Origin of the sequence: Spirosoma sp. 48-14 (assembly GCF_001898575.1) — a bacterium.
In the GTDB taxonomy this organism is placed as follows: Bacteria; Bacteroidota; Bacteroidia; order Cytophagales; family Spirosomataceae; genus Spirosoma.
In genome coordinates this window covers 9,066-12,140 of record NZ_MKUD01000013.1, presented here as the reverse complement: position 1 = coordinate 12,140, position 3,075 = coordinate 9,066, and the positions used below count along the sequence as shown (strand labels likewise).

Annotated in this window: 1 protein-coding gene; it reads right to left on the bottom strand. The window is 55.9% G+C overall.

All coding sequences use genetic code 11. The annotated features are described in order from the left end of the window. Nucleotides 1-3,075, bottom strand: a 3,075-nt coding sequence (locus BGO59_RS10990; protein ID WP_293683682.1) for a type I polyketide synthase, incomplete at both ends; no start/stop codon positions are given.

The following is a 3,075-nucleotide window of genomic DNA, read 5'->3' as shown; positions in this document are numbered from 1 at the left end:
GCAAGTTGGTCTGATAGCCAAACAGGGTTGACCCAAACCCATTCAGCACATCAATGTATCCGTTACCGTCAATATCCCACAGCCGACTTCCCTTCGACCGTTCTACCACAATCGGATAAACCAATTCCTTTGTTACGGGCTTGAATCCCGTTACCGCGCGGGGATCGGCCATCCATCGCCGGTTATCCTGCGCGTAAGCTTTACTGGCGGCTGTTTTCTCGGTGTAGCGTTGGGTGAGTTTTGTCAAAAATAGTTGTTGCACCTCATTGAGGGACGTTACCTGGCGCTCGATGCGCGCTCCGGCTCCGAACGCCTGTCGGATCGCAGGGGGCTCAGTTACAGGAGGGAGCACATTTTTAGGTGTAGGGGTAGTCGAAGGCACCAAGTTGGTAACAACCTCCACTGGCTGCGATGCTAGGGCAGATACCGGACTAATCCTCTCAATGGGTTGTTGACGTATGACTGATGGGCCCTGGCCTCGCAGAACGGCCAGTTGTTCCGACATAATCTGTAGTTGTCGCTCAAACAGGTCTATGACTGGGTCAGCGGGGTCAGCCGGAAGGACTGGCCGATTCGGTAGCGGTTTTGCTTCGTTCGACAGCGTAGGCTGCGGTGCAGTTGGCTTCGGAACGGAGAGCGTTGGTGGAGTAACCAGGGCCGGGGGCTGAAATGCATTGATGGGTAGTTCCCGATCTATAAAATCAACTAAGGCTTCGATGGAATTGTACGCACTGTTCAACTGTCGAAACGAAATTGGCAGGTCGAATTTCTTGCGAAGGTTATAGGAAAACTGAGTCAGCGCTAAGGAATCAAGCCCCAATTCTAAAAAGTTCAGGGGCAGAGCCTTTTCATCCATCTGGATGCCTGCCGTGTCGTTCAGCAATTGCCGAACCTGGTTTATCAACTCATTTCTACGCATGATCGGTATAGCGATGGAATCTTCAACGGGAACTGGGATATTCTGTAGCTCCAGGGGGATATTGGTCGGGCTCTCGGATGATTGCCGGGGCGGGTCCACCCAACAGCGAGTCCGGTCGAAGGCATACGTGGGGAAGGTTATTTTCCGGTTGGGTTGGCCTGTCTGAAAAGACGACCAGTTTGGGTCGATGCCTTTAACCCAGAGTTGCCCTAAGGCATTCAGGATAGATTCATAATCTGTTCGATTACCTTGCCCATTCCTTTCCAAACTTGTCACGATCTCAATCGGGCGGGGTATCGCCTGTTGGCGGGCCAAAGTCGACGTTACACTGCCGGGGCCGACCTCCAGCATAATAGGGTTCGGCAATGTAAACAGCGTTTCCAACGCATCGGCAAAACAAACCGTAGCTCGCATATGGTTGGCCCAATAGCCGGGATTTGTGGCTTCGGCGTCGGTCAGCCAGGTACCACTCACCGTTGATACAATTGGCTTTTGGGGGCGTTGCAACGCTATACCTCGCACCCTGTTTTCAAATTCGCCCACAATCGGGTCCAGCATGGCTGAATGGAAGGCATGGCTGGTTTCTAGAAGCCGGTTGGCAATGCCCCTCTCGTTTAACTGTCCGGCAAATAGGGTAATCGCGTCGTTGGGCCCGGCCACCACGCACAACTGACGACTGTTGACTGCTGCCAGCGATAGAGCGGGGGGCAGCATGGCTGAAACGGATTCGACATCGAGCCGTACCGATAGCATACTTCCTCCTGGCAGTTCGCTGATCAGTCGGCCACGGGCTGCGATAAGGGCCAGTACGTCTGACAGGGTGAAAACCCCGGCCAGATGAGCCGCAACGAACTCGCCAATGCTATGTCCGCAAAAGACAGTGGGTTCGATTCCCCAGCTTTGCCAAAGCCGGGCCAGGGCGTATTCGGTTACAAACAACGCGGGCTGGGTGTATTGCGTGTTTTTCAGCCGGTTGGTCGCGTCAACATCGATGGTATCGGGGTAGAGAACCTGGCGAATGTCGAGGCCGAGATGAGTCATCAGTTCGTCGGCACAGGTGTCAATGGCCTGCCGATACACCGATTCGTTTTCGTATAGTTCCCGGCCCATGTTGAGGTACTGCGCCCCCTGACCCGGAAACAGCATGACGAAGGAACCCACCTCAGTGGAGCCGGGTGGTTGTGATGCCGCATTTCCGTCTGAAAGGGGGTTAATCGTTTTCGGAGCCGCCGGAGCCAGTAACGCCTGCATGAGTTCGGGCTGGCTACGAGCCAGTACGAATCGACGGTGAGCAAAAATGGGCTGGCGGTTCTGAAGCGTATAGGCTACATCGGCAAGCGTCTGTTCGGGGTGCTGGCCAAGATGCCCGGCCAGATGAGCCGCATAGGTTGTCAGACTTTGCCGGGATTTGGCCGACCAAACCGCCAGATGGACCGGTCGCTGGGCGGCTGATGGGCTTACTGCCTCGACGGACCCGGCGGGAATATACTCTTCCAGCACGACATGAACGTTGGTACCGCCAACGCCAAACGAACTGACTCCCGCCCGACGCGGCCCCGATGCGACCCAATCGCGGTGCGTATCGTTCACGTAAAAAGGGGTATCGGCAAAATCAATAACCGGATTTGGTGCGCTGAAACCAAGCGATGCGGGCAGTTGCTGGTGGTAGAGGGCCAGCGTGGTTTTAAGCAGCCCCGCCACGCCGGCAGCCGCTGTCAGATGCCCCAGGTTGCTTTTAATGGAACCCAGCGCGCAAAACTGTTTTTTCGACACGCCACCGAACGCCATGGTTAGCCCCTCCACTTCGATAGGATCGCCCAACGGGGTGGCTGTGCCGTGGGCCTCCACATAGCTTATCGTGGACGGATCAATTTGGGCATCAGCAAGGGCCATCCGAATGGCCCTGGCCTGCCCTTCGGCGTTGGGAGCCGTAAAACTGCCCTTACCGCTCCCGTCGTTGTTAACGCCCACCCCTTTAATGATCCCGTAAATGGTATCGCCATCGCGTTCGGCGGCTGATCGGGCCTTTAGCAACACCACCCCCGCGCCATCACTGAACACGGTTCCGGTAGCACTGGCATCGAACGGCCGGCAATGTCCATCCCGACTCAGCATGGCCCCTTCTTCGTACAGATGCCCACTATAAATGGGTGCCG